Origin of the sequence: Mycobacterium barrassiae (assembly GCF_025822765.1) — a bacterium.
Classification (GTDB): Bacteria; Actinomycetota; Actinomycetes; order Mycobacteriales; family Mycobacteriaceae; genus Mycobacterium; species Mycobacterium barrassiae.
Genome location: NZ_JACKUK010000027.1, coordinates 92,364 through 111,060, shown reverse-complemented (window position 1 = coordinate 111,060; position 18,697 = coordinate 92,364). Strand labels below are relative to the sequence as shown.

At 67.0% G+C, this 18,697-nt stretch carries 20 protein-coding genes; 11 read left to right on the top strand and 9 right to left on the bottom strand.

The features are described 5' to 3' along the window. The first annotated feature begins 6 nt into the window (after positions 1–6). Positions 7–1,572, top strand: coding sequence for an acyl-CoA synthetase (locus H7J93_RS17590; RefSeq protein ID WP_267307572.1), 1,566 nt, complete (start codon positions 7–9; stop codon positions 1,570–1,572). Positions 1,573–1,616: 44 nt separating this feature from the next. Then, positions 1,617–2,258, top strand: a complete 642-nt coding sequence (locus H7J93_RS17585; protein ID WP_267307571.1) for a hypothetical protein — start codon at positions 1,617–1,619, stop codon at positions 2,256–2,258. Between the two features lie 5 nt (positions 2,259–2,263). On the opposite strand, the gene tap is transcribed toward H7J93_RS17585, so the two are convergent. Next, positions 2,264–3,502, bottom strand: a complete 1,239-nt coding sequence (gene tap / locus H7J93_RS17580; protein ID WP_267307570.1) for a multidrug efflux MFS transporter Tap — start codon at positions 3,500–3,502, stop codon at positions 2,264–2,266. Between the two features lie 59 nt (positions 3,503–3,561). Here tap and H7J93_RS17575 point away from each other — a divergent pair, with 59 nt between their 5' ends. Then, positions 3,562–4,461, top strand: coding sequence for a uracil-DNA glycosylase (locus H7J93_RS17575; protein WP_267307842.1), 900 nt, complete (start codon positions 3,562–3,564; stop codon positions 4,459–4,461). A gap of 13 nt (positions 4,462–4,474) precedes the next feature. Continuing rightward, positions 4,475–5,512 carry an LLM class flavin-dependent oxidoreductase gene (locus H7J93_RS17570; RefSeq protein WP_267307569.1) on the top strand — a complete coding sequence of 346 codons (1,038 nt, stop codon included), beginning with the start codon at positions 4,475–4,477 and terminating at the stop codon, positions 5,510–5,512. Here the strand turns inward: H7J93_RS17570 and H7J93_RS17565 are convergent, their stop codons facing one another. Both H7J93_RS17565 and H7J93_RS17560 read right to left on the bottom strand, forming a co-directional pair. Continuing rightward, the gene (locus H7J93_RS17565) at positions 5,513–5,950 is read right to left on the bottom strand and encodes a nitroreductase family deazaflavin-dependent oxidoreductase (protein ID WP_267307568.1); all 438 of its coding nucleotides are present in this window, start codon (positions 5,948–5,950) and stop codon (positions 5,513–5,515) included. Further along, entirely contained in the window at positions 5,947–6,390 is a 444-nt protein-coding gene (locus H7J93_RS17560) for an HIT family protein (RefSeq protein WP_267307567.1), read from the bottom strand. Before H7J93_RS17560 ends, H7J93_RS17565 begins: the two co-directional genes overlap by 4 nt. Positions 6,391–6,464: 74 nt before the next feature. Here H7J93_RS17560 and H7J93_RS17555 point away from each other — a divergent pair, with 74 nt between their 5' ends. Further along, entirely contained in the window at positions 6,465–7,841 is a 1,377-nt protein-coding gene (locus H7J93_RS17555; RefSeq protein WP_267307566.1) for an amidase, read from the top strand. Here H7J93_RS17555 and H7J93_RS17550 read toward each other — a convergent pair. Further along, a complete protein-coding gene (locus H7J93_RS17550) occupies positions 7,838–8,335 on the bottom strand; it encodes a DNA-deoxyinosine glycosylase (protein ID WP_267307565.1) in 498 nt (165 codons plus the stop codon). The two genes, H7J93_RS17555 and H7J93_RS17550, sit on opposite strands and share 4 nt — an antisense overlap. Positions 8,336–8,375: 40 nt before the next feature. Between H7J93_RS17550 and H7J93_RS17545 the strand changes: the two genes are divergently transcribed. The 3 genes from H7J93_RS17545 to H7J93_RS17535 all read left to right on the top strand — a co-directional run bounded on the left by H7J93_RS17545 (position 8,376) and on the right by H7J93_RS17535 (position 10,921). Then, positions 8,376–9,494, top strand: a complete 1,119-nt coding sequence (locus tag H7J93_RS17545) for an adenylate/guanylate cyclase domain-containing protein (RefSeq protein WP_267307564.1) — start codon at positions 8,376–8,378, stop codon at positions 9,492–9,494. A gap of 75 nt (positions 9,495–9,569) precedes the next feature. Beyond that, complete coding sequence (locus tag H7J93_RS17540) at positions 9,570–9,983, top strand: hypothetical protein (protein WP_267307563.1); 414 nt, start codon at positions 9,570–9,572, stop codon at positions 9,981–9,983. Between the two features lie 26 nt (positions 9,984–10,009). Next, entirely contained in the window at positions 10,010–10,921 is a 912-nt protein-coding gene (locus tag H7J93_RS17535) for an NAD-dependent epimerase/dehydratase family protein (RefSeq protein ID WP_267307562.1), read from the top strand. Here H7J93_RS17535 and H7J93_RS17530 read toward each other — a convergent pair. The 3 genes from H7J93_RS17530 to H7J93_RS17520 are packed head-to-tail and all read right to left on the bottom strand — an operon-like array spanning position 10,905 to position 14,195. Next, positions 10,905–13,100, bottom strand: coding sequence for a heavy metal translocating P-type ATPase (locus H7J93_RS17530; RefSeq protein ID WP_267307841.1), 2,196 nt, complete (start codon positions 13,098–13,100; stop codon positions 10,905–10,907). The genes H7J93_RS17535 and H7J93_RS17530 overlap by 17 nt on opposite strands. 1 nt (position 13,101) lies before the next feature. Next, complete coding sequence (locus tag H7J93_RS17525; RefSeq protein ID WP_267307561.1) at positions 13,102–13,986, bottom strand: DUF8832 domain-containing protein; 885 nt, start codon at positions 13,984–13,986, stop codon at positions 13,102–13,104. Then, positions 13,986–14,195, bottom strand: coding sequence for a heavy-metal-associated domain-containing protein (locus H7J93_RS17520; RefSeq protein ID WP_267307560.1), 210 nt, complete (start codon positions 14,193–14,195; stop codon positions 13,986–13,988). The genes H7J93_RS17525 and H7J93_RS17520 overlap by 1 nt, the downstream gene beginning before the upstream one ends. A 107-nt stretch (positions 14,196–14,302) precedes the next feature. On the opposite strand from H7J93_RS17520, the gene dtd reads away from it, so the two are divergent. Beyond that, positions 14,303–14,734, top strand: coding sequence for a D-aminoacyl-tRNA deacylase (dtd, locus tag H7J93_RS17515; protein ID WP_267307559.1), 432 nt, complete (start codon positions 14,303–14,305; stop codon positions 14,732–14,734). A gap of 28 nt (positions 14,735–14,762) precedes the next feature. Here the strand turns inward: dtd and H7J93_RS17510 are convergent, their stop codons facing one another. After that, on the bottom strand, positions 14,763–15,650 hold the full coding sequence (locus H7J93_RS17510; RefSeq protein WP_267307558.1) for an AIM24 family protein: 888 nt from the start codon (positions 15,648–15,650) through the stop codon (positions 14,763–14,765). A 38-nt stretch (positions 15,651–15,688) separates the two neighbouring features. On the opposite strand from H7J93_RS17510, the gene H7J93_RS17505 reads away from it, so the two are divergent. Both H7J93_RS17505 and abmR read left to right on the top strand, forming a co-directional pair. Continuing rightward, on the top strand, positions 15,689–15,892 hold the full coding sequence (locus tag H7J93_RS17505; RefSeq protein WP_267307557.1) for a hypothetical protein: 204 nt from the start codon (positions 15,689–15,691) through the stop codon (positions 15,890–15,892). Between the two features lie 74 nt (positions 15,893–15,966). Beyond that, positions 15,967–16,533, top strand: coding sequence for an ATP-binding transcription factor AbmR (gene abmR / locus H7J93_RS17500; RefSeq protein WP_267307556.1), 567 nt, complete (start codon positions 15,967–15,969; stop codon positions 16,531–16,533). Here the strand turns inward: abmR and H7J93_RS17495 are convergent. Beyond that, the gene (locus H7J93_RS17495; protein WP_267307555.1) at positions 16,530–18,692 is read right to left on the bottom strand and encodes a molybdopterin-containing oxidoreductase family protein; all 2,163 of its coding nucleotides are present in this window, start codon (positions 18,690–18,692) and stop codon (positions 16,530–16,532) included. The two genes, abmR and H7J93_RS17495, sit on opposite strands and share 4 nt — an antisense overlap. Positions 18,693–18,697 lie beyond the last annotated feature (5 nt).

Sequence of the window (18,697 nt, the reverse complement as noted above, 5' to 3'; positions counted from 1 at the left end):
AGGCACATGGATGAACCGCACAGCCGCGCCGGCGGGATCGGATACTGGGCGACGCGGCGCGCGTTCCTCTCCGGTGACACCGTGGCGCTGGTCGACGGCGACCGACGCGTCACGTTTACCTCGTTCGACGACCGAACCGACCGGCTTGCCAGGGCGTTTCGCGAACTCGGCGTGCAGCAGGGTGACCGCGTCGCCGTCCTGATGCTCAACTGTGCGGAGTTTCTCGAGACGATGTTCGCCGCCGCGAAACTCGGAGCGGTGTTCGTGCCGATCAATTTCCGACTCTCGGCGCCCGAAGTGTCCTATCTGCTCGCCGATTCGGGCGCGGTCGCCTTCGTATGGTCCGCGCAGCTGAGCGAGTTGGCTCGCGCTGCGCTGGTCGGCGAAGGTGTGCAAGTGCGCTCATGCGTGGTGGTCGGCGGTGAAACCGCAGAGGGTGAAGCGGATTTCGAACAGGTGCTCGCCAGTGGCGAGCCCGGCCCCCTCGGCGTCGACGTGGACGGCGCCGACCTCTGCTGCCTGCCCTACACGTCGGGCACGACCGGCCGGCCCAAGGGGGCGATGATCACACACGACAACCTGCTGTGGAACGTCATCAACGGCCTCAGCGCCGGACGCGGGTTGTGCGAGGGTGACCGGACCGTCACCGTCGCACCGCTTTTCCACATGGGCGGTCTCGGGGTGCACACGCTCCCGCTGATCTACATCGGCGGCACAAATGCGCTGCTGCCATCGTTCGACCCCGTCCAGACGCTCGCGACAATGGCGCGCGAGCGCGTCACCGTGCAGTTTCTTGTTCCTGCGATGTGGGCCGCCCTCATGGGAGTGCCCGATTTCGGCAGCTACGACCTATCGTCACTCGAACTGGCCGTCAGCGGTGCCGCACCGTGTCCGATGCCGGTGCTCGAGTATTTCCAGGGCAGGGGAGTTCCGTTCCAGGAGGGGTACGGGCTCACCGAGACCGCGCCCGGTGCAACACTTCTCGATGCTGCACATGCCAAGGAGAAGTCGGGGACGATCGGGCGGGCGCTGTTCCACGTACAGATACGCATCGTGGACGAAGCCGATCGCGACGTCGCCGTCGACTCCGTGGGCGAGGTCGTCGTGCGTGGCCCGAACGTGTTCGTCGGCTACTGGGGCAAGCCCGAGGCGACCGCCGAGGCGTTCCGTGGGGGTTGGTTTCACACCGGAGATCTGGGGCGCATGGATGCCGAGGGTTTCATCACGTTGGTGGACCGCAAGAAGGACATGATCATCACCGGCGGTGAGAACGTGTATCCGATCGAGGTCGAGCAAGTGCTCTATCGTCACGAGGCGGTGCGTGAGGTGGCCGTCGTGGGAGTGCCGCACGACAAGTGGGGAGAGACGCCGATCGCCGTGGTCGTGCTCGAAGACGGTGCGCAGGCGGGCGCCGACGAGCTCATCGAGTACACGCGCGAGCGGTTGGCGCACTTCAAGTGTCCAACTCGGGTCGAGTACATCTCCGAGCTGCCCCGCAACGCCACCGGCAAGGTGCTCAAGACGACGCTCCGCAAGGACTTCGGCGGTCAGGAGACAGCGGTCACCCGCTGAAATTCGGTGGACGGCGGGCGGAGCGCCGACTTAACGTTGTGGTGATGTCTGGCGATCACCGGACCAACAAATGCGTCAACTGCGTCGCCGCGGCGGCCGTCTTGTTGTGCGCGGCATGCGCAAGCGAACCCGACGAGCCCGCAGCCACACCCTCGTCCGCGCCGTCATCTACTACGACCAGCGCAAGCCACTTGGACTATCCCGGCGGTCCACCGACGACGGTCATCATCCCGAACCCCGAATTCACCGGTGGCGTCGAGGTTCTCCGTGCGGTGGTGCCGCATTGGGCGGTCCTCGAGGATTCGGAGTTCCCCGCCACGCGCGGCGTGATCGGTTATCCGGCCGGCGGCGATCTCGATCTGCCGTTGCGGTTCGACGTCGCCTTCGAAGGCACCATCGACGACCTCGAGACGCCCATCGAGACGGGCTGCTATCACCACGGCGACCCGCCCTATCCCGCCGAACGTGTCGAGGACATCACCGCGCAAACAGGCGATGGCACCGGCCTTTTCAAGATGGGCGATCGCACCGCCGAATACCGTGTGTGGCGGGCGGTCTGCCCGGATGAGCAGACACCGCAGGTGCACCGGGCCTGGTTGCTTCCGGATTCGGACATCGCGATCTACGAACAGCGGCCCATCGAATTCAACGACGCCGTCGTGGCGAGCATGCAGGTGCTGCGCTGACCAGATCAGCTCGGCGGTTCGGCAGGCGGACGGTCGAGGTCGCGCAGCGCGGGTAGGAACACCGCCACGATGCCGAGGAGCAGCATCGGCAGTGACAACGCCAGGAATGTCGCGTGCAGACCCGCGGCGTCGGCCAGCGGACCCGCCACGATCAATCCGAGTGGGCCAGCGGCGTAGGCAAGCGATCCCATGACCCCGACCACCCGCCCGCGCAGGTGCTGCGGCGCCCGGGTCTGCATGACGTAGTTGTAGATCGGCGCGATCGGCCCGTACACCAGCCCGACGATGGCGCACAACACCAGGATCATCGGCAACGGCGGAAGGTACGCGATCACCGTCATCGCCACGCCGAGCGTGAGGACCGCCGTCAGCATCGTCGTGCGCCGGCTCATGTACTTCGACAACACGGCGTAGCCCAGCGCACCGACCAGACCGCCGACGCTCAGCGCCATCAGCACCCAGCCCAGTTGCGCGGGCTCGTTTCGATCGGTGAAGTACTTCGGGAAAAGGACCGACTCCATGGGCATGTACAGGCCGGTGGCCGCCAGATCGATGAAGGCCAACGTGCGCAGCACCCGGTTGTGCCAGACGAATCGCAGTCCCTCGACGATGCCTGCCCAGACGTTGTGCGGCAGCGCGTCCTTGTCGGGTCTGCCTGTGCCCTCCAGCTTCAGCACGCTGATCGCGATGATCGACAACAGGAACGCGGCGGCCGTCGCCCACATGGTGTTGACGCCGCCGAGGGTGGCGATCAGCAGACCGCCGATGCCCGGCCCGACGATGTAGGCCAGGTTGAAGATCGCCTCGTAGACGCTGTTGGCATGGTCCAGGGTCCAGCCCGCACGTTTGGCCGCCTCCGGCAGCATCGTCTCGCGGGCGGTCATCCCCGCGGGATCGAAGAAGGAACCGAGGGCCGCCAGGATCGCAAGCACACCCACGTTGACGGCGTCGACCCCGAAGGTCAGCGTCAGCACGGGCACCGTCGCGACCGACACCGCCGACAACGCGTCGGCGATCATCGAGACCCGCTTGCGGCCGAGATAATCCACCGCGGCGCCCGCGATCAGGGTCGCGGCCAGCAGCGGCAGCGTCCCGGCCATTGCCACCAGCGACGCCTCAAAGGCAGAGCCGCTGCGCTGCAACACAAGCCACGGGAACGCCACGATCGAGATGCCGTTGCCTGCGCCGGCCATAAGCGCGGCGAACAGGATCAGATACAGCGGGCCGCGCTTGCTATTCGTCATAGGGATCGGGACAGAATCTAGCAGTGGCCAGGGCCGCCCGGCACGCCTATTTCCCCAGCATGCACAGTGGACTTGTGAACGCGAAGCTGCCGCATCCGCGTACCGGCGAGCTGTTCGACTCGCCCGTACCCCCCGGTGCCAGGTGGCCCGGGGACGTGGCTTCGGCCGAAACCGTCGTCGCGGCGACGCCCGCACAGGTGGTTCGGCGGGCCCGCGCGGTGACGACGATCGAGCAGCTGGACGCCGAGGTGTCGGTGTGCCGCGCGTGTCCCCGGCTGGTGAAGTGGCGCGAAGACGTCGCCGTCGCCAAGCGCAAGTCCTACGCCGACCAGCCGTACTGGGGACGACCGATCCCCGGGTGGGGATCGTCGCAGCCTCGGGTGTTGATCGTCGGGCTGGCGCCTGCGGCGCACGGCGGTAACCGAACCGGCAGGGTCTTCACCGGCGATCGCTCCGGCGACTTCCTCTTCGCCGCGCTGTATCGCGCCGGTCTGGCGAATCAGGCGCTCTGTGTCGACGCCGCTGATGGCTTGGTGCTCAACGACACTCGCGTCGCCGCCGCCGTGCGTTGCGCACCGCCTGCCAACGCGCCGACGCCACAGGAGCGGGCCGTATGCGCGCCGTGGCTCGACGCCGAGTGGCGACTGACGCAGTCGTCGGTGCGGGTGATCATCGCGCTCGGCGGGTTCGCGTGGCGGGCCGCGCTGGAGATGGTGCGCAACGGCGGTGGCGCCATCGGGTTACCCGCCCCGCGGTTCGGTCACGGCGCCACGGCCGACGTCGGCGGGGTCACGCTGATCGGGTGCTACCACCCGAGCCAGCAGAACACCTTCACCGGGCGGCTCACTCCGGCCATGCTCGACGACATATTCGGCCAGGCCAAGCGATTTGTGCGCGCCAAGGAGCGCTCACCGCAGCAAAACGCACACAAATCGCGGGAACGACCGACCACGTCGTAGCGTTGTTGCTGCCATGCGCCTTTCTGTCCTAGACCTCGTGCCGGTACGCACCGACCAGTCGACATCGGATGCGCTGGCGGCGTCGACCGCCCTTGCGCAGACGGCTGACCGGCTGGGATACACCCGCTACTGGGTGGCCGAGCACCACAACATGCCGTCGGTCGCGGCAACCAGCCCGCCGGTGGTCATCGCCCACCTGGCCGCGCACACCACCCAGCTGCGGCTGGGCTCCGGCGGCGTCATGCTGCCGAACCACGCGCCGCTGGCCGTCGCCGAGCAGTTCGCGCTGCTGGAGGCCGCGCATCCCGGCCGCATCGACCTCGGCATCGGCCGGGCACCCGGCTCGGACCCGGTGACGTCGATGGCGCTGCGCGGCGCCGCCGGCCGCGACGATCGGGACATCGAGGCGTTCCCGGACTATCTCGACGACGTCGTCGCGCTGATGAGCGCCAAGGGCGTGCGGGTGCCGATCCCGAACCAGCGTTACATCCTCAAGGCGACGCCCGCCGCGGTGACGGAGCCGAAGCTGTGGCTCTTGGGTTCCTCGATGTATTCGGCGCACCTCGCCGCCGCCAAGGGGTTGCCGTACGTGTTCGCCCACCACTTCTCCGGTCAGGGCACCGCCGAGGCGTTGGCGGTGTACCGATCCGAATTCCGGCCGAGCGACCTGGCGCCTGAACCCCTGACGTTCCTCACCGTCAACGCCGTGGTTGCCGAAACACGCGACGAGGCAATGGCTCTGGCGCTGCCGAACCTGCAAATGATGGCGCGGCTGCGAACCGGTCAGCCGCTCGGAGCGCTCGACCTGGTCGAGGACGCCGAAGCCGCGGTGCTCAGCCCGCAGGCAGAGCACATCGTCGAGGCAGTCCTGCGTCGGTCCGTCGTCGGCGCGCCGACCGACGCCGCCGAACAGATTCGTGCGCTGGCTGACGAGTTCGATGTCGACGAGGTCATGGTCAACCCGGCCGCATCAGCACGTCGCGGCACCGACCCCGCGACCGCACCGGGTCGCGACAAGACGCTGGAACTGCTGGCGAAAGAGCTGTTCTAGTCAGTCTTTTGGCGTCAGCCTGACAATCGGGATGGGCCGGCTGGTCCTCTTCTGATACTCGGGATAGGCCCGGTTGTACTTGGTGACGATGCGCCACAGCCGCTCACGGTCAGGGTCGCCGGGCAGCACCGGCTGCGCTGTCACGCGCAATCTCTTTGGCCCCACGTTGATCTCGACGTCGGGGTTGGCCTTCAGGTTGTGATACCAGCCGGGTGACCGGGGTGAACCGCCGTTGGAGGCGACGATCAGATAGTCGTGGCCGTCGCGCGCGTAGGTCAGGGATGTGGTGCGCGGCTTGCCCGTCTTCGCGCCAACGGTGTGCAGCAGCAGGCTGGGCAGAATCAGGACGCGGTGGCCGATCCACCCGTTGGTCCGCTGATAGACCTCGTTGTGTAGTGCGAACAGACGGCCGGCCGCCTTCTCGAACAGCGATGTCACGATGTCTCCTCCTCGGAGGCGTCGAGTTTCTCGAGCGCTTCCCGCAAGAGGCGCCCAGATTCCTGCCGATCGGGGTCGCGCCGTAGCAGCATGCCTTTGGCGAAGGACAGCTTGTCGCCGCTCTGCCGCGGCAGAACGTGCAGATGGATGTGGAAAACGCTCTGGAAAGCGGCCTTGCCGTCATTGATGACGACGTTGTTGCCGTCGGCGTGCAGGCCTGACTGGCGTGCCGCCCGCGCGATGCGCTGGCCGATCGTCACCATCGCGGCGACCGTTTCCGGCGGCGTATCGGTCAGGTCGACGGTGTGACGCTTCGGGATCACCAGCGTGTGCCCCCTGGTGAACGGGCGGATGTCGAGGATCGCCAGGTGGTCGTCGTCTTCGTAGATCTTTATCGCAGGAGCTTCACAGGCTACGATGGCACAGAAAACGCAGGACATTCCGCTACGTTAGCGAGACACTCGTGGCGCCGACGGGCCGAGTCGTCGGCGCACGACGGGTACGGAGGTGCCACATGGACGATCGCGAAGTCGCCTTCGCCGGCGCTGCGCAGCAGGCCCGCTTGCTGGCGGACGGCACCATCACGGCACCCGCGCTGCTCGAGGTGTATCTGGAACGCATCGCCCGCCTCGACCCCGAACTGCGGGCCTATCGCGTCGTCCTCGCCGACAGCGCTCGCGAGCAGGCGGCCGCCGCGCAGGCCCGCCTCGATGCAGGCGAGCGGTCGCCGCTGCTCGGTGTGCCGATCGCCATCAAGGACGACGTCGACGTGGCGGGGGAGGTGACGGCAATCGGATCCGCCGCCCACGGACCCGCCCGCACCGCTGACGCCGAGGTGGTCCGGCGGCTGCGCGAGGCCGGCGCCGTCATCGTCGGAAAGACCAACGTGCCGGAGATGACGTTGTGGTCGTTCGCCGAGACCCTCACGTTCGGTGCGACGAGGAACCCATGGAACACCGACTACACCCCGGGCGGCAGCAGTGCCGGAAGCGGTGCTGCGGTGGCCGCGGGACTTGCGGCGATGGCGCTCGGGTCCGACGGTATGGGGTCGATTCGGATTCCTTCGACGTGGTGTGGATTGTTCGGGCTCAAGCCGCAGCGCGACCGCGTGCCGATGGCGCCCCACGACGACGCGTGGAACGGGTTGACCGTCAACGGACCGATGGCGCGAACGGTCGAAGACGCGGCACTGTTCCTCGACGTCACGAGCGACGAGTCCGGATTCGTCGCCGCAGCGGCGAAAGACCCTGGCACGCTTCGGATTGCGATCAGCACGAAGGTCCCGTTGGGGGTGGTGGCTCGGGTGGGTGCGCGACAGCGCGCGGCGGTGGAGGAATCGGCCGAGCTGCTGCGTGAGCTCGGGCACCGCGTCGTCGTGCGGGATCCCGCTTATCCGGCGACCGGTCTGACCCATGCGCTGTCGCGGTACTTCCGCGGCGCGTACGACGATGTTTCGGCGCTGCCCAGACCAGACCGGCTGGAACCCCGCACTCGCAACTTCGCGCGAATCGGCGGGTTGATCTCCGATGAGCGGATGAACCGGATCAGGGCGGGGGAGAGTGCGCTCGCCGAACGCGTCATGTCCATCTACGACGACGTCGACGTCGTCCTCACGCCCGGCACGGCGTTGGGCCCGTCGCGCATCGGCGCCTACCAGCGGCGCGGTGCGGTGTCGACGCTGATGCTGGTCGCGGCCAGGGTGCCGTTCCAGGCGATGTTCAACGCGACCGGCCAGCCCGCTGCCGTTGTCCCGTGGGGGTTCGACGGCAACGGGATCCCGACATCGATTCAACTAGTGGGCCGACCGTACGACGAGGCGACGCTGCTGTCGCTCAGCGCCCAGATCGAGAAGGCGCGGCCCTGGGCCGACCGGCGCCCCCCGGTGTCCTAGTCGGCAGTGAGGGCCTCCCGCCAGAACTTCAGCTTGTCCTCGTAGCGCATGGTCTGCGCCGGGCTCGTTGACGGCAGCCGCCGATATTGCACGTCCGGCGCGATTCGGACGAGTCGGTTGAAGTTCTTCTCCGCGGCGGCACCGTTGAAGAAGACCCGCCTGATACGCGGCTGTGCGATGAAGAGTTGACCAAAGTCGTTGGGCACCATGGTATCCGGTTGCACCGCAGAATCCAGACTGCCCGCTCGCCGGCACGACTTCAGCACGTCCCACACGGCGATGCCGTGCGCCACCAGCGCAGCGGTGCGGTGCTCGTACGGGTCGTCGGGAGCGAACCCGAACACCTCGCCGGTGATCCGCCAGAACGCGTTGCGGGGATTGCCGTAGTACTGCCCCGACGCCACCGACATCACGCTGAGCATGTTGCCAAGGATCAGCGTGTGCGCCCCATGGCCTGCGATCGGCGGAAGGCCATGTACCAGCGGCGCCGTCATGGGCCGAATATCGCATGCCTGCGGGGTATACGTTGAGCAGGTGGCGGAAGACTCCGATATCGCGGCGTCCGGGCTGCTCGACGGGCTAGAGGGGAAGGACCGCGCCGAACGCCTCGAACTCGTCGAGTGGCTGCTGGACCAGGGCTTCACCGTCGAACAGATCAGGACTTCGTACGCGCCGATGCTGCTCGCGGCCCGCCGGGTGCTGGGTGACGAGGGTGTCTACGTTTCCGCGCGCGAGACCTGCGAGAAGACCGGTATCGACCTGGAGCTTCTCCAGCGCTTCCAGCGGGCGATGGGGCTGCCGACCATCGACGATCCCGATGCCCCTGTGCTCTTGCGTGCGGACGCCGAGGCCGCGGCCTTCGGACAGCGGTTCGTCGAGTTGGGTATCGACCCCGACCAGCTCGTCCAGGTCACCCGGTTGCTGGCGGATGGCCTGTCGCGGGCGGCCGAGGTGATGCGCTACGCCGGTCTGGCGTCGATCCTCGACCCGACGGCGAGCGAGCTGACCATCGCGAAGAACTCCGAGGCGCTTGTCGGCGCCGCGGCGCCGATGCTGGGTCCCATGATCCAGGAGATGCTGCGACTTCAGCTGCGACATTTGTTGGAGACCGAGGCGATCAGCGCATCGGAAATGGCGGAGGGGCAACGGCTTCCGGGTGCGAGGCTGGTGAGCATCGCGTTCGCCGACCTCGTCGGGTTCACCCGGCTCGGCGAGAAGGTTCCGCCAGAAGAGCTGGAAAAGCTCGCGCACCGCCTGGCAGATCTCGCCCACGAGGTCGCGGTGCCGCCTGTGCGCTTCGTCAAGACCATCGGTGATGAAGTCATGCTTGTCAGTCCCGATCCGGTGCTGCTGCTGGAAGCCGTGTTGACGTTGGTCGGCGAAGCGGAGCGGGACGACGGGTTCCCGCGACTCCGGGCGGGGATGGCGACAGGGGAGGCGGTCAGCCGGGCCGGTGATTGGTATGGCAGTCCGGTGAATCTCGCGAGCCGAGTCACCGGCGCCGCACGCCCCGGCTCGGTCCTGGTCTCCGAGTCCACGTACGACGCCGTCGGCGACGACGAAAGATTCACCTGGTCCTTCGCCGGCGCACGCCACCTCAAGGGCATCTCCTCCGACGTCAAGTTGTTTCGCGTCCGACGATCCGCCGACTGAGGTCAGTTACGGATGGGACGGTGTTTGTTACGCCAAGAGGCGCCCGAAGGTAGGGCTGGTCGATACGATCCAGGAATGAATCGGACCGCCGTGGTGATCGGTTTGACGTCGACGGTCGTGCTGGCCGGACTCGCGGGCGCAAGTGGGGCACACGCGCAGCCGCCTCCGCCGAACCCCGGGCCCTGCAACTTCACGCTTTCACCACCACAGGTGGTCCAGGTCGACGGCGTCGCCAAGGTGACCGCCACGCTGACGCCGGCGGGCTGCCTGGCGCCGTGGAAGCCCAAGTTCGCAGTGGCCTGTGTGTCCGTGGTCGGCCAGTCCGATCAGTGCACGCAGTCCCGCGACGCGGCTCCGGCGCAGGTGTTCTACGAGCCGTACGAGCCCGGTAAGACCTACGAGTCGTCCGGTAGGGGCTGCGGGGCGATCTTCGACTTCACGACCGACCCGAACTGTCTGGTGCTGGGACCGGTAAACGCGGCGCTGTAACCGCGGTGCGGCTCTACGATCAGCCGATGCGCGGTTCGAAGATTCTCATCACGGGCCCAACCGGGCAGGTCGCCATGCCGGTCGCCAAGGCGCTGGCCGCCGAGAACGAAGTGTGGGGGATCGCCCGCTTCACCGATGCCGAGGCTCGAGACGAGCTGGAGAAGTCCGGGGTGCGCTGCGAAACGGTCAACCTGGCCAGTGGTGACTTCACCGGAATTCCGGCAGATTTCGACTACGTCATCAACTTGGCGGTGGCCAAGAGCGGCCGGTGGGACAAGGACCTTGCCGCCAATGCGGAGTCGGTCGGACTTCTGATGGCGCACTGTCGGGACATGAAGGCGTTCCTGCACTGCTCGTCCGGGGCCGTCTACGACCCACCCGGCGACGACCCCCGTACCGAACGCGCCGCGCTTGGCGACAACCACAAGCCAATGTTGCCAACGTATTCCATCTCCAAGATCGCCGGCGAGGTCGTCGTCCGCACGATGGCGCGCGCGCTCGGCATTCCCAGCACCATCGCCCGGCTCAATGTCCCGTACGGCGACAACGGCGGGTGGCCGTTCTTTCACATGGAGATGATGCTCAGTGGTATGCCGATCCCGGTTCCGCCCGGCGGGCCGGCGCACTACAACCTCATGCACGAGGACGACATCATCGCGACCATCCCGAAGCTGTTCGAGATCGCCTCGGTTCCGGCCACCACCATGAACTGGGCCAGCGAGCAGTTCGTCAGCATCCAGGAGTGGTGCACGTTTCTCGGCGGCCTCATCGGGATCCAGCCGTCGTTCGAGGAGAGTGACCAGGCGTTGCGCGGCAACCCCCTCGACGTCACGCGCATGCGCGAACTCATCGGACCCGCGACCGTCGACTGGAAGGACGGCCTGCGCCGCATGGCGGCCAAGTTCCACCCGGAACTGGTGACTAGCGCGACGGCGTGAACCGGCGCAGCCGCAGGCTGTTGCTGACGACGAACATGGAACTGAAAGCCATTGCGGCGCCAGCGATCATCGGGTTGAGCAAGCCGGCGGCGGCCAACGGCAGCGCCGCGACGTTGTAGGCGAACGCCCAGAACAAGTTGCCCTTGATCGTCGCCAGCGTCCGGCGCGACAGGCGGATCGCATCCGGGACGGTGCGCAGGTCGTTGCGAACGAGGGTCAGATCGCTTGCCTCGATCGCCACGTCCGCGCCGCTGCCCATGGCCAGTCCCAGGTCGGCCTGCGCGAGAGCGGCCGCATCGTTGACGCCGTCACCGACCATCGCGACGGTTTTCCCGTCGGCCTGCAGGCGCTTGACCACGTCGACCTTCTCCTCCGGTAGCACTCCGGCGATCACCTCGTCGATGCCCACCTGCTGGGCGACGGTTCGCGCCGTCGCCTCGTTGTCGCCCGTGAGCAGGATCGGCGTAAGACCAAGAGCACGAAGCTCTTTGACGGCATCGGCGGACGTCGGCTTCACCGCGTCGGCGACCACCAGCACGCCGAGGGCGGCGCCGTCCCCGCCGACCACGACCGCCGTCCTGCCCGCGGATTCCGCGCTTCGCAGGGCCTCCGAAAGTTTCTCGGACATCTCGGTGAACAGCCGCGGTCGCCCGACCGTAAGCTCGGCGCCGTCGACGACGCCGCGGACGCCGAGTCCCCGCAGATTGGTGAAATCCGTTACTTGGGAGAGTTCTCCCACCGTGGCCTGCGCGCCGGCCGCGATGGCCTTCGCAATCGGGTGTTCGGACGCCCCTTCGAGCGCACCCGCGCGCCGAAGGAGCTGTTCGGGATGCTCGCCATCGGCGGTGATCACGTCGACCAGCGTCATCGTGCCGGTCGTCACCGTGCCCGTCTTGTCCAGCAGGATGGTGTCGACCTCCTCGGTCGACTCCAGCACCTCGGGCCCTTTGATCAAGATGCCCAGCTGCGCTCCCCGACCGGTGCCGACCATCAACGCCGTCGGTGTCGCGAGACCCAACGCGCATGGGCACGCGATGATCAGCACCGCGACGGCCGCCGTGAACGCCGCGGCCACCGGTCCGCCTGTGCCGATCCAGAATCCGAGTGTCGCAACGGATAACGCGATGACGATCGGGACGAAGACGCCGGAGATCCGGTCGGCCAGTCGCTGGGCCTGCGCCTTACCGTTCTGGGCCTCCTCGACCAGTCGGCTTATCTGGGCCAGTGCGGTGTCGGCGCCTACCCGGTCTGCCCGCACCACCAGCGTGCCGTCGGCGTTGACCGTGGCACCGGCCACCTCAGAGCCGGGCTCGACCTCGACGGGTACCGATTCTCCGGTCAGCAGCGACGCGTCGACTGCGGAACGTCCCTCCACGACGACGCCGTCGGTGGCGATCTTCTCGCCGGGGCGCACCACGAATTCGTCGCCGACCTTCAGCGCTTCGATCGGGATGCGTTGCTCGGCACCGTTTCTCCGCACCGTCACGTCTTTGGCCCCGAGTTCCAGCATCGCGCGCAATGCCGCGCCCGCGCGGCGCTTGGATTTGGCCTCGAAATAGCGCCCGGCGAGAATGAGGGTGGTGACTCCCGCCGCGGCCTCGAGATAGATGTTGCCGCTGCCGTCGGTGCGGCCGATCGTCAGCTCGAACGCGTGCGTCATACCCGGCGTGCCGGCCGCACCCCAGAACAAGGCGTACACCGACCACCCCAGGGCGGCCAGGGTCCCCATGGAGATCAACGTGTCCATGGTGGCGGTGCCGTGCCGCAGATTCGCCCACGCCGCCCGGTGGAACGGCCATGCGCCCCACAGCACAACGGGGGTCGCCAGCGCCAGCGACACCCACTGCCAGTACATGAACTGCAGTGCGGGCACCATCGCCGTCGCGACGACCGGCACCGTCATGGCCAGACAGATCAGCAGCCGCGTGCGAAGCGCAGCCGTCGGATCCGCTTCCGCCTCAGTCGTTTCCGACGTCGGCAGATGAGCCTGATAACCGGCCTCCTCGACCGTCTTCACGAGCAGATCGGCGGTGATGTCGTCACCGAACTCGACGCGGGCCTTCTCGGTAGCGAAGTTGACCGTCGCGGTGACGCCGCCGATCTTGTTGAGCTTCTTCTCGATTCGGCTGGCACACGACGCACATGTCATGCCGTCGACCGAGAGTTCCACGACTGACATGTCAGTGCTGATGCCCGCCACCACCGCCGGATGGCGCCGCATCCTGCTGCGCGGTCTCGCTGATGTTCACGGTGAACGCGGCGGTGCGGACGACGCCGCCGTGCTGGAAGTCGAGGAACAGCCGGTAGGCACCCGCACTGGGAAACGTCGTGTGGAACACGATGTCCGGGCCTGGCGTGGTGGTGCCGTCTCCCACCTGACCCATTGGATGCACATGCAGGTAGGCCAGATCGGATGCGCGTACCGCGACGAGGTGTCCGTAGGCACCGAGATAGGGCTGGAGGTCGCGAACGGGCTCGCCGTCACGGCTGACCGACAGGGTCAGCATCGACGCCTCATTGGCCTTCGGGGTGCCGCTGAGTGTCACCGTGAAGCCGTCGACCTCCGCTGTCGTCGACGCCGGGGGAAGCGGTTGCGGGTCGTACTTGCCTGCGACGTGCAGGTTGGCTCCCAGCGTCAAGGCCGGCCCGCCGGAGGGCATGAAATCCGCGTAGACGCGGTAGTCGCCCGCGCGGGAGAGGTTCAGCGGCACACTCCATGTGCCCTGTCCGTCCAGGGTCGGGTGGACGTGCTGGAACACGGCGAGGTCGTTGCGGACGACGATCAGATGCAACGGCCTCTCGTGGGTCTCGACATACCGCTGCACCGGTGCGCCGCTGGGACTCAGGATGCGAAAGCTCAACTCCGCGTTGGGTGCTGCCGTCGCGATCGAATCATTCAATGCGAGCGTGTACCCGTCCTGCGTTGACTGCAGGCCGCCCGGCAGTTCCTCGGCGGCCGCGACAGTCGATTCGTCCCGGCTGACGGCGTTGCCGATCCACACGGCGACGGCGAACACCGCCGCAAGGGCGGCGACGAACGCGGTGACCTTCTGTCCAGTCTTCATCAGCTCGCCAGCTGGTAGCCGGCGTCCTCGACCGCAGACCTGATCGCCGAGGACTCGACCACGCTGTCGCTGTCGATGGTGACCGTGCCGCTGGTCAGGTCCACCTCGACCGCGCGAACGCCCGGGATCTCCGTGATCTCCTCACGCACTGACGCGGCACAATGTCCGCAGCTCATCCCGGTGACCGTGACAGTTGTCGTCGTGCTCATGACTACATCAGTATCATACCCCCACGGGGTATGACAAAGGGCCCGCGTGGCGCTCCAACAGGGCTACCTCGTCGCATGTCGTCGCGTACATGGCAGCATCGGCTGCCATGCGTGTTCTCGTGCAACGGGTGACGTCGGCGGCGGTACGGGTCGACGGCGAGGTCGTCGGTGCGGTGCGCCCCGAGGGTCAGGGGCTCGTCGCACTGGTGGGCGTCACCCACGACGACGACGCGTCGACGGCACGGCGCATGGCCGAAAAGCTCTGGCAGTTACGCATTCTCGACGACGAGAAATCGGCGAGCGACGTCGGCGCCTCGGTCCTCGTTGTCAGCCAGTTCACGCTCTATGCCAACACCGCCAAGGGCCGTAGGCCGGCATGGAACGCTGCCGCCCCGCGTGCCGTCGCCGAACCGCTGGTGACCGCGTTCGCCGACGCGCTGCGCGGGCTCGGCGCACACGTCGAAACCGGCGTGTTCGGTGCGGATATGCAGGTCGAGCTCGTCAACGACGGCCCGGTGACGGTGCTGCTGGAGTTGTGATCAGGCCAGGGTTTTCAGGCCAGGGTGTTCAGGCAGAGGCGACAGGTGGGACACCCTCCGACGGTTGCACGATCACGAAGCCCTGCCCGTAGAACGACACCTGAATCGCCTCGCCAGAGCCGCGCCCGATCAGTGCGCCCGCCTTGAAGCTCGTCTTCAGTTGGGTCTGCAGATTGGCCGACCACGCCACCACCGCGTTGGTGTCGGCGAACGTCGGCGCCTCAGCCGCATTGAGCACCACGGGCGGCCCGTCGGTGGTGAGCGCCACCCAACCCGTACCGCGCAGGGTGGTGTTGAAGAGCCCGCCGGCCACCATGCTGCCGCCCCTGACGCGCTCGATGTTCCAGTCGAGGCTCGACGAGAAGGCCAGCACGTTCTTACCGCTGATCGACAACCCGGAGTTCGTCAGGTTCAGCAGGTGCACGTCGTACGCCCGCTCGGCTAGGAACACGTCGCCCTGACCCTGGCACCTCATCAGCGGAAGCCCCTCGCCGGTGAGCGCTTTCTTGATGAACTTCGACGCACCGCCACCCTCGAAGGCGAAGTCCACGTTGCCCTGGTAGGCCACCATCGAACCCTGACGGGCCATGAAGGGTTCGCCCAGGCGCACGCGCAGCAGCTTCGAGTTCTGGTTGGCGATCGCCTTGGCTTCCTTTTCGCTGAAGCGCCCGTCGACCAGATCGCCTGTGATGCCCGCGAAGCCGTCACCGGGCGGCTGACCGCCCATGGCCATCGCCTGGGGCGGCCCGGGTTGTGGTGGTGGATGAGGCCCTGGCGGAGGTGCGCCGCCCAGCGGCGCTCGGAGCATCTGCCCTTGGTGGGAAACCTGATCTGTCCACCGTTGGCCGTCCCACCATCGGTGCTCGTAGCGACCTTCGGGGTCCGGCCGCCAGCTTCCGCTGTTTGGTCCCGTCATGGCGACCAAAGTAGTCCGACGACTGGCATCCTTGGGGCATGGCAAAAGAAATTGACCGGGTGCGTGCGCAGAGCGCTCTCGCGGTCATCAAGCAGCACCCGGGCATGGTGCTGTTCGTCGCCTCCCCGGTGATCATCGGGTTGGCTCTGGTGTGGTGGCTGGTCAGTCCGACGCTGGCGGTCCTGCTCTTCATCGGCGCCGTTGTGGGTGGTGGCGCCGTACTGCTCATGAACCGCAAGTAGGACGCGCCCCTGACCGCTGTTCGCTTCGGGAGAAAGCCGTCCCATCTGTGTTGTAACGATGTAATCATGTAATCATGAGAACCCATCATTCCCACGGTCGGCGGTCCGGCCGTCCCGGCGGTTGGCAACAGGCTCAGCAGCCCGACGCAGGTGACGCTGCCGACTGGTTCGCCGGTCGGCTTCCCGAAGGCTGGTTCGCCGGCGATCCGACGGTCGTCGTGGACCGCGAGGAGATCACGGTCGTCGGCCGCCTCCCCGACATCGAGGGGGAGGAGAGTGAAGCGCACGCATCCGGCAGGATCGCGCGCTTCCGTGAGGAGACCCGGTCCGAGCGCATGCGCATCGCCGACGAAGCGGAGGCCCGCTTCGGGCGCAAGGTCGCGTGGGGCGTCCAGACCGGCGACGAGGAATCCGAACGGGTCCTGTTCACCCACATCGCCGTTCCGGTGATGACACGTCTCCGGCAACCCGAACGCCAGGTGCTCGACACGTTGGTGGACGCCGGTGTGGCGCGGTCGCGCTCCGATGCGCTCGCGTGGTGCGTCAGGCTGGTGGGTGAGCATGCCGACGAATGGCTGACCAAGCTGCGCGACGCGATGCGCAACGTCGACGACCTGCGCGCCGAGGGGCCGCAGCTCTAAAGGCGTTCGACACCGACGTACGACGAGTTCAGTGGTGCGGTCTGCGAAAGCGGATCGACGTCGGCGTTGTCGACCAGCAGATTGCGGTTCACCCCGTACTTCTCCGGCGCACAGTGCCCTCGAGGATCGAATACCCTTGAGCCCCAACCATGATCGACGATCACCACCCCGCGGCGCGCGCGATCGCTCAGCGATGCGGCGAGGTTGATCTCGGCCACTTCGGAGAACACACGCACGGTGTCGCCGTCCGTGATTCCGAGCGCCGCGGCATCTTCGGTGTTGATGATCACGTCGTTGCGTTTACCCGACGGATGCAGTCCGGGAAGCTCGTTGAGCCACGAGTTCATCGAGTGTCGGTTCCGTCGGTTCGCGAGCTGGAACGGATACCGGGCTGGAGCCTGAGGTGGCGGTTCGGCGAGCAGTTCACGTGCTCGGGCCACGAACTCGGGTGGAGCCGCATGCACCTTCTTGTCCTCGGTGCGTAGTGCGGCGCGGAAATGGCCGAACTCGCTTGGCCCGAGTACCAGACCGTGCGGGTTGTTCATCAGATCGCGCCAGCTCAGCTTGCGGCCGTTGACTTTTCGGCTGGTGGCGATGAACAGTCGGTTCAGCCACTGTGGGGTGAACTCCAGTGCGGATCTGCCGGTGAGCCGGGCCAGTGTGCGCGTGGCCCTGACGAAGCCGTTCATTCCCTTCACCCCGAAGAGCGGTTTGCGCATCGCGATCGCCAGGTCGACGAAGATGCGCCACTCCTCGCGTGCTTGCGGTGGTGGATCGAGCGCGCGTTGTCCGTACTGTACGTACGGCTCATCGTGCAGATTGCTGGTCAATGCCATCAGGTCGTCGCGCTCCAGCCAGTGCACAGCAGGCAGCAGCCAGTGCGCGTGACGATGACTTTCCCGCTGTACCAAATCGATTGCCACCAACAGGTCGAGGTCGGCGAGCGCCTCGTCGAGTTTCGCGCCGTGCGGGCCGGACACCACCGGGTTGCCGCAATTGATGACCATCGCGCGAATCTGGCCGGGGCCCGGGGTGAGGATCTCGTCGGACAACTCGGCGAGCGCATGCGCACCCGCGACGAGGTCACGACCCTTCAGGCGGCTCTTGTGGGTCGGCGGGGTGGCAAGGCCGGATAACCTCAGCGCGTCGATGTAGCCGGGTTCGAACCTGCGGCCGCCCGGTCGGTCCATGCGACCGGTGATCACATTGAGCACGTGGCCCAACCACTCGCCGATGGTCCCGGTGACATGCAGCGAGACGCCGGTGCGGGTGACCACCATGGCGCGTGGTGCCGCGGCGAAATCCCGTGCCGCCTGCTCGATGACGGGGCGGGGGACATCGCAGCGCACGGCCAGGTCGTCGAGGTCGGCATCTGCGACGAGGTCGCGGAGTACGTCGACTCCTGTCGCCAGGTCGCGGCAGTCAGCGGCGTGCTCGAGGCCCTCGTCGAGGATGACCTTGACCATGCCGAGCAACAGCGCCCAGTCCTGTCCCGGCCGCACCACGATGTGGAGATCGGCCTTGTCCGCGGTCTCGGTGCGTACCGGATCGACAACGACGAGCGTCGCGCCCTGCCGCTGACGTTCGAGTGTTCGCTTCCAGCCCCCGGGCACCGTTTCCAGCCAATTCCATGCGCTCACTGCGGGGTTCGCGCCGACCAGTAGAAAGTAGTCGCAGTTGTCGACGTCAGAAACCGGCGCCATCAGGATCGATCCGTACATCGCGTCCGCGACGACGTGCATGGCGTTCTGGTCCACCGAGCCGACGGCGTACCGGTTCTGGGTTCCGACGGCGTCGAGCCACGCCATCATGAACAGCACGTTCGACGACGAGAAGCCGGTGGGGTTTCCGTAGTAGAGGCCGATCGCGTCCGGCCCGTCGGCGGCGATCAGCGCGTTCATCCGCGCGGCGATGTCGGCGATCGCCTCGTCCCAACTGGCCTCGACATACGCGTCGCCGACTCGGCGCATCGGTGCCATGATCCGGCGCGGATGTTCGACGAGTTGATTCGCGGTTCTGCCCTTGGCGCAGAAGTCCTGCCAGCTGTGTGGATTCTGCTTGTCCGGCGAGATCCGCGTCGCCCTGTTGTTCTCGACCGTGACCTCGATACCGCATGCCGCCGAGCAGTATCTGCAGAAGGTGTACACCGTCGAGCTCATCGTTT

What these genes read in the sequence shown, in the direction of transcription:
- H7J93_RS17590 (WP_267307572.1), top strand. Translation starts at nt 7, where the DNA reads ATGGATGAACCGCACAGCCGCGCCGGCGGGATCGGATACTGGGCGACG.
- H7J93_RS17585 (WP_267307571.1), top strand. Translation starts at nt 1,617, where the DNA reads ATGTCTGGCGATCACCGGACCAACAAATGCGTCAACTGCGTCGCCGCG.
- tap (WP_267307570.1), bottom strand. Translation starts at nt 3,502, where the DNA reads ATGACGAATAGCAAGCGCGGCCCGCTGTATCTGATCCTGTTCGCCGCG.
- H7J93_RS17575 (WP_267307842.1), top strand. Translation starts at nt 3,562, where the DNA reads ATGCACAGTGGACTTGTGAACGCGAAGCTGCCGCATCCGCGTACCGGC.
- H7J93_RS17570 (WP_267307569.1), top strand. Translation starts at nt 4,475, where the DNA reads ATGCGCCTTTCTGTCCTAGACCTCGTGCCGGTACGCACCGACCAGTCG.
- H7J93_RS17560 (WP_267307567.1), bottom strand. Translation starts at nt 6,390, where the DNA reads ATGTCCTGCGTTTTCTGTGCCATCGTAGCCTGTGAAGCTCCTGCGATA.
- H7J93_RS17555 (WP_267307566.1), top strand. Translation starts at nt 6,465, where the DNA reads ATGGACGATCGCGAAGTCGCCTTCGCCGGCGCTGCGCAGCAGGCCCGC.
- H7J93_RS17550 (WP_267307565.1), bottom strand. Translation starts at nt 8,335, where the DNA reads ATGACGGCGCCGCTGGTACATGGCCTTCCGCCGATCGCAGGCCATGGG.
- H7J93_RS17540 (WP_267307563.1), top strand. Translation starts at nt 9,570, where the DNA reads ATGAATCGGACCGCCGTGGTGATCGGTTTGACGTCGACGGTCGTGCTG.
- H7J93_RS17535 (WP_267307562.1), top strand. Translation starts at nt 10,010, where the DNA reads ATGCGCGGTTCGAAGATTCTCATCACGGGCCCAACCGGGCAGGTCGCC.
- H7J93_RS17530 (WP_267307841.1), bottom strand. Translation starts at nt 13,100, where the DNA reads ATGTCAGTCGTGGAACTCTCGGTCGACGGCATGACATGTGCGTCGTGT.
- H7J93_RS17525 (WP_267307561.1), bottom strand. Translation starts at nt 13,986, where the DNA reads ATGAAGACTGGACAGAAGGTCACCGCGTTCGTCGCCGCCCTTGCGGCG.
- H7J93_RS17520 (WP_267307560.1), bottom strand. Translation starts at nt 14,195, where the DNA reads ATGAGCACGACGACAACTGTCACGGTCACCGGGATGAGCTGCGGACAT.
- dtd (WP_267307559.1), top strand. Translation starts at nt 14,303, where the DNA reads ATGCGTGTTCTCGTGCAACGGGTGACGTCGGCGGCGGTACGGGTCGAC.
- H7J93_RS17510 (WP_267307558.1), bottom strand. Translation starts at nt 15,650, where the DNA reads ATGACGGGACCAAACAGCGGAAGCTGGCGGCCGGACCCCGAAGGTCGC.
- H7J93_RS17505 (WP_267307557.1), top strand. Translation starts at nt 15,689, where the DNA reads ATGGCAAAAGAAATTGACCGGGTGCGTGCGCAGAGCGCTCTCGCGGTC.
- abmR (WP_267307556.1), top strand. Translation starts at nt 15,967, where the DNA reads ATGAGAACCCATCATTCCCACGGTCGGCGGTCCGGCCGTCCCGGCGGT.
- H7J93_RS17495 (WP_267307555.1), bottom strand. Translation starts at nt 18,692, where the DNA reads ATGAGCTCGACGGTGTACACCTTCTGCAGATACTGCTCGGCGGCATGC.